The sequence below is a fragment of the Acidovorax sp. genome (assembly GCF_027492855.1).
Taxonomy (GTDB): domain Bacteria; phylum Pseudomonadota; class Gammaproteobacteria; order Burkholderiales; family Burkholderiaceae_C; genus Acidovorax.
This window is the reverse complement of the sequence record NZ_JAPUDY010000100.1, coordinates 1-6022: the sequence shown is the minus strand read 5'-3', so window position 1 is coordinate 6022 and position 6022 is coordinate 1. Positions and strand designations below refer to the sequence as shown.

Below are 6022 nucleotides of genomic sequence, written 5' to 3'. Positions count from 1 at the left end.
ACCACCAGCAGCGCCAGGATCAGCACGTAGGTGAATAGAAATGGGTTCACGCCCTTGATGACGCTGTGCATCGAGATGCGCCCCACCCCGGCCACCACGTTGAGCACCGTGCCCACGGGCGGGGTGATGAGACCGATGGCGCCGTTGAGCACGAACATCAGGCCGAAATACACAGGGTCGATGCCCGCCTTGACGGCGATGGGCAGCATCACCGGCGCGAAGATCAGGATGGTGGGTGTGAGGTCGAGCGCGGTGCCAATCAGCACCAGCACGATCATCATCACGGCCATCAACAGGCGCGGGTTCTCCACCAGCGGGCCGAGCCAGCTGGTCAGCACGTTGGGCAGGTCGGCCAGCGTGATCATGTAGCTGGCCACCTGGGCGCCCGCGCACAAAAACATCACGATGGAGGTTGTTTTGGCCGCGCGCACCAGCACGCCGTAGATGTCGGACACCTTCATCTCGCGGTGCACGAACAGCGCCACCACCAGCGCATAGAACGCAGCCACCACGGCGGCCTCGGTGGGGGTGAACACGCCGGTCTTCATGCCGCCGATGATGATGATCGGCATCAGCATGGCCCAGAAGGCGCGGGCCGTGGCGTGCAGGCGGTCCTTGGCGGGCAGGGGCTCGCCCTGCGGCAGGTCCAGGCCGCGCAGCACCCAGCGCCAGGCAAAGATCAGGCCCGCGCCCATCATCAGCCCCGGCACCACGCCCGAGATGAACAGCGCCGAGATCGAGGTGTTGGTTGTCACCCCATAAATAATGAAAGGCATCGACGGCGGGATGATGGGCGCGATGATGCCGCCCGAGGCGATCAGCCCCGCCGAGGTGTTCATGGGGTAGCCCTGCTGGCGCATCATGGGCAAGAGGATGGTGGCCAGCGCCGCCGTGTCGGCCAGGGCCGAGCCGCTCATGCTGGCCATGAGCACCGCCGCGCCGATGGCCACATAACCCAGCCCGCCCCGGATATGCCCCACCCAGGCCTGCGCCATGTCGATGATGCGGCGGCTGATGCCGCCCGAGTTCATCAGCTCACCGGCCAGGATGAAGAACGGCACGGCCAGGAGCGGAAAGCTATCCACCCCCGCCACCAGGTTCTGGGCCAGCAACTGGGTGTCCCAAAAATCCAGCACCCAGGCCATGCCCGCGCCCGTGAGCACCAGGGCCAGGCCCATGTTCATGCCCGTGCCCATGAGCACCAGCATGCCCAGCGAAAAAACAAGAAAAGCCTGTGCTTCGGGTCCCATGATCACTCCACCTCCGCGCCGTGACCCAGGTCGAGCGGCTTGCGTTGAATCAACTCGATGGTCGCCATCACACCAATGGCCACCGCGCACAAAAAGGCCGGCAGCGGCAACAGCGCCACCGGGTAGGCCATCACCACCGAGCGGCTGCCCATGCCCACCACCACCTGCTGCCATGCGCCCCAGGCCAACATGGCGCTGGCGGCGATCACCAGCAGCCGGATCACGGCGGTGAGCACACCAAACGCCACCGGGCGCTTGGCCAACAGGCCCGCCAGGCTGGTAAAGGCCATGTGCTCGCCCGCCGGGTAGGCCGCCGCAGCGCCAATAAACACCATCCAGACGAACAGCAGGCGCGAGAGCTCCTCGCTCGCCGCCACGCCGCTGCCAAAGCCGTAGCGCAGCACCACGTTGATGAACACGGCCACGGCCATCACGCCCAGGCAGCCCGCCATCAGCGCCTGGGACACCCTGGCGAAGCGGCCCAGCGGCGCGGTGTTGTTGTGTGCGGGGGATGTCATGCGGTCTCCTTCGTGGCGATCCAGGCCGATGCCTGTTGCTGCAAGCTGTGCAGGTCCAGCAGCGCATCCAGCCGCAACACGCCCGCCTCACCCACGGGGGATTCGAGCGTTGCAAACTGGCTGTCTACCAGCGCGCTGGAGAAAAAATGCGTGCCCGCACGGGCCGACACGCGCTGGCCTGCGTTGGCGCGGTCGATCTCCAGAAAAATGAAGCGCAGCCCTGGGCAGGCGCTGCGCAAACGGTCGCGGTATGCCCTCTTGAGCGCCGAACAGGTCAGCACCGCGCCCTGCGGCTGCGCCTGCAGCAACTGCCCCAGCGTGGCCAGCCAACCCTCGCGGTCCGCGTCGGTCAACGCAATGCCCTGGCGCATTTTTTCGCGGCTGGCGGGACTGTGGTGGTCGTCCCCTTCGATCAGCGGTAGCCCCTCGGCCCGGGCCAGCGCGGCGCCCAGGCTGGACTTGCCGCAGCCCGCCACGCCCATGACGACCACATACAACGACGACGGGGGAAAATTCATATTGGTAGCGCTATCCAACGATGTCAAAAAAATGCATCCCTGCAGATGCCTCCAAAATCTAGCGGCAAGCGATACAAACACGCCAAAAGCACGCTTGCAATCTTGCCCAATCTTCTGGACAGCGCTATCCTAACCAAATCAACCGTCGATCAAATACGGGTTAACCCTTGAAAAAAAACGAGACAAAGCGCCGCTCCAGTGGGCGCACCACGCTGAGCGACGTCGCCAAGGCAGCGGGCGTCAGCCCCATCACCGCATCCCGCGCTCTGCGTGGAGAGCGTGGCGTGGCGCAAGACCTGGTGCAGCGGGTGAAGGACGCGGCCCAGCAACTGGGCTATGTGCCCGACCCCGCCGCGCGCGCCCTGGCATCGCAGCGCAGCGTGCAGGTGCCCGTGCTGGTGCCGCTGCTGTCCAACGCACTGTTTGTGGATGTGCTCGAATCCGTGCACCGCACCCTGCTCCCCGAGGGCTACCAGGCCCTGATCGGCGTGACCCACTACGACCCGCAGGAAGAAGAGCAACTGCTGCGCACCTACCTCGCCCATCGCCCGGCGGGCCTGCTCGTCACCGGCTTTGATCGCACCGAGGCCGCACGCCAGCTGATTGCCGCCAGCGGCGTGCCCTGCGTGCATCTGATGGAGATGACCCCCGCCCCCGGCGTGTTTTGCGTGGGCTTTTCGCAGCAGGACGCGGGCCACGCCATGACGGCCCACCTGCTGGCACGCGGCTACCAGAACATCGCCTTCGTGGCCGCCCAGCTCGACCCGCGCACCATGCAGCGCGCCGAAGGCTACCGCCGCTGCCTGCGCGAAGCGGGCCACTACGCCCCCCGGCTGGAGCTGCTGAGCCCGCAGCCATCCTCCATGCGCCTGGGCGGCGAATTACTGGAAGAGCTGCTGCGCACCCGCCCCGGCGTGGACGCCGTGTTCTTCTGCAACGACGACCTGGCCCAAGGCGGCCTGCTGGCTGCACAGCGCCTGGGCATTTCCGTGCCCGGCCAGATAGCGATTGCAGGCTTCAACGACCTGGCAGGCAGCGACCAGATGCTGCCCCCCCTGACCACCGTGCGCACCCCCCGCTCAGCCGTGGGCGAGGCCAGCGCCCGCATGCTGCTGGCGTTGATGCGGGGCGAAGCGCTGGAGCGGAATTCGGTGGATTTGGGGTTTGAGTTGACGGTGCGAGAGAGTACGTAGTTCTCGGCGATGGGCCGCCCCGGCGCACTGAGTCAGCAGCCTTCGCGCTCCAAAGGCAGCACAGATTTCGACGCGTCAGGCGGCAGCTTGTCCGCCCCCATGGCCCGATAACGCAGCTCAGCCTCTTCGATCTGTTCACGCGAGGCTTCGGTCTGCATCCACATGCAGCCGGTGGGCCGGTTGCATTGCATGAGCGGTTTGACGTTGGCGATCACCCAGTAGTAGCTGCCGTCCTTGCGCCGGTTCTTGAGTGGTGCCGACCAGGGGGCGCCTCGGGCAATGGCCTCCCACAGGCCCCGGAACGCCTCTTCGGGCAGGTCGGGATGGCAGACCGTGGCGTGGGGCTGGCCCAGGACTTCTTCTTTTTCGTGCCCGCTGACGGCGATGAACGTCAGATTGCAATACAGGATGCGGCCCGCAAGGTCGGTGGCGGACACCAGGGTCTGGCCCTTGGGAAACGCAAACTCTTGTGAGCTGTCCGGTGGATTGGCGCGCATGAAACCCCCTCTTTTTTTGATCACCTCGCCCCTTGTGGCAACCACAGGGAAAAGGGTTTTCTGAAAACTGGGGGCATCCTATTTGGAAACATTTTTTTGACAAACAATCCGATTGCCATCGTGCTGACTTGCATCAGGCTGCGTTGAGGTTGGGCGCGTTATGCCGATGTCAGCGCGCCCCTGCGACACCGCCCCATCGGAAAACCAGTGAGAAAAAACGGCTGGAAGATCCGAGAACATCCTATTGAGAAACATTTCGCTGACAAACAAATGAATTGCCAACGCGACGCGATTCACCAAATGGGGGCGTGACTCATACCGGGAGATGCTACGCAGCCATGCACTGGAAATCTGAAAATGCTATTGTTTTTATAGCTCGTAGCGATTGATTAACAAGCGCTAGAGGCCAATTCAACATAAAGATGTTTTTCTAAAGCAATTGGCACCGGAATTGCTTGCAACGACTGCAACGGCCCCACGTGGGCCGCGTGTCAGCCCGGTGCAACGGTGGACCGGGCGAACAGGACGAAGGCGTCTTCATGGAGTGCGCACAGGCCGCAAGGTCTGCGTGCTCCGTGCAGGCGCTTTTTTGTTTTTTGCCCCGGCCGAAGGTGCGCCTTCAGCCTTCCCCTTGCGCAGATTGCCATGCATTCATTTCGAGCGTTCCTCCAATCCGGCCACGCACCCACGCTGTGGTCGTCCTTTCTGTACTTTGGCTTTTCGTGCGCTGTCTGGGTCATCAATGGTGCGATGGCGCCGTTCATTCGCGACAGCTTTGCGCTCACGCCCACACAGATGGGGATGATGTTGTCCATCCCCATCTTTGCGGGCGCGCTGATGCGGTTTCCGCTGGGCATCCTGGCGCAGTACATCGGGCGCAAGCGCGCCACGCTGGTCGAGATGGCGGGCATTTTTGTGGCCATGGCCTACGGCTACCTGTTCGTGCACACCTACAACGACCTGCTGGCCATGGGCATCTTGCTGGGGGTGGCGGGGGCCAGCTTTGGCGTGGCGCTGTCGCTGGGCTCGGGCTCGTTCCCGCCGCGCTACAAGGGCCTGGCCATGGGCATCGTGGGCGCGGGCAATGTGGGCACGGCCGTGGCGGCGCTGCTGGCCCCGGCGCTGGCCCAGAAGTTCGGCTGGCAGGCCGTGTATGGTTTTGCCGCCGTGAGCGTGGCCGTGCCTGCCATCGTGATGGCGGTGTATGCCAAGGAGCCGCCCGACCTGGCGCCCCATGCGAGCTTTCGCGAGCACATCGCCTGCCTGTTTGAAAAAGACGGCTGGGCGTTCAGCCTGATCTACGCCGTGACTTTTGGCGGTTTTATCGGCCTCACCACTTTTCTGCCCAGCTATTTTTATGACCAGTTTCACGTGAGCAAAGTGCAGGCGGGCCAGCTCACGATGCTGGCGGCCTTTTTGGGTGCGGCGCTGCGCGTGTTTGGCGGCTGGCTGTCGGACCACTGGGGCGGCGTGAACACGCTGACCGGCGTGCTGGCCATCACCGCCGTGAGCATGGTGCTGTGTGGCCTGGCCGAGAACTCGCTGCCCATCACGGTGCTGCTGTTCCTGGTGTGTTTTGCGGCGCTGGGCGCGGGCAACGGCGCGCTGTTTCAGTTGGTGCCGCTGCGCTGGCCGCTGAGCACGGCGGTGGCGGGCTCGATGATCGGCGAGATCGGCGCGCTGGGCGGCGGCCTGATCCCCAGCGGCATGGGCATCTCGCGCCAGTACACCGGCACCTACCTGTGGGGCTTTGTGGGCATTGCGCTGTGCGCGGCCGCGATGCTGGTGCTGCTGCGGGTGATGCAGATCCGCTGGACACGGACTTGGGCGGAGCGTGGTGGGAGGGCGCGCAGTGTGTGAACGGCGCAGTCGTCAAGGCTAGCGGCGCTTTGAGAGGGTTCGCGTTCCATCCCCCCACCCGTTCGGGCTGAGCCTGTCGAAGCCTGGCACCCGGCTTCGACAGGCTCAGCCCGAACGTTATTGATAAAAACGGGGATTGCTCCACAGGTATTGATATCTGAGGCCATCGATAGCACAATGACGCAT

Annotated in this window: 6 protein-coding genes; 2 read left to right on the top strand and 4 right to left on the bottom strand. The window is 64.3% G+C overall.

Annotated features, from left to right (window positions below):
* The 3 genes from Q0105_RS20205 to Q0105_RS20195 form a co-directional block, all read right to left on the bottom strand.
* Positions 1 to 1250 (bottom strand): TRAP transporter large permease subunit (locus tag Q0105_RS20205; RefSeq protein WP_298214478.1); only part of this gene is annotated, 1250 nt, incomplete at its 3' end.
* A gap of 2 nt (positions 1251 to 1252) precedes the next feature.
* Positions 1253 to 1768 carry a TRAP transporter small permease subunit gene (locus Q0105_RS20200; protein ID WP_298214476.1) on the bottom strand — a complete coding sequence of 172 codons (516 nt, stop codon included), beginning with the start codon at positions 1766 to 1768 and terminating at the stop codon, positions 1253 to 1255.
* Entirely contained in the window at positions 1765 to 2286 is a 522-nt protein-coding gene (locus Q0105_RS20195) for a gluconokinase (protein WP_298214475.1), read from the bottom strand. Before Q0105_RS20195 ends, Q0105_RS20200 begins: the two co-directional genes overlap by 4 nt.
* A gap of 167 nt (positions 2287 to 2453) precedes the next feature.
* Between Q0105_RS20195 and Q0105_RS20190 the strand changes: the two genes are divergently transcribed.
* Complete coding sequence (locus Q0105_RS20190) at positions 2454 to 3479, top strand: LacI family DNA-binding transcriptional regulator (RefSeq protein ID WP_298214473.1); 1026 nt, start codon at positions 2454 to 2456, stop codon at positions 3477 to 3479.
* Between the two features lie 32 nt (positions 3480 to 3511).
* On the opposite strand, the gene Q0105_RS20185 is transcribed toward Q0105_RS20190, so the two are convergent.
* On the bottom strand, positions 3512 to 3976 hold the full coding sequence (locus Q0105_RS20185) for a PAS domain-containing protein (protein ID WP_366145940.1): 465 nt from the start codon (positions 3974 to 3976) through the stop codon (positions 3512 to 3514).
* 645 nt (positions 3977 to 4621) lie between these two features.
* Between Q0105_RS20185 and Q0105_RS20180 the strand changes: the two genes are divergently transcribed.
* Positions 4622 to 5836 (top strand): MFS transporter, encoded by a 1215-nt coding sequence (locus Q0105_RS20180; protein WP_298214471.1) that lies wholly within the window; start codon positions 4622 to 4624, stop codon positions 5834 to 5836.
* The last annotated feature ends 186 nt before the right edge of the window (positions 5837 to 6022 follow it).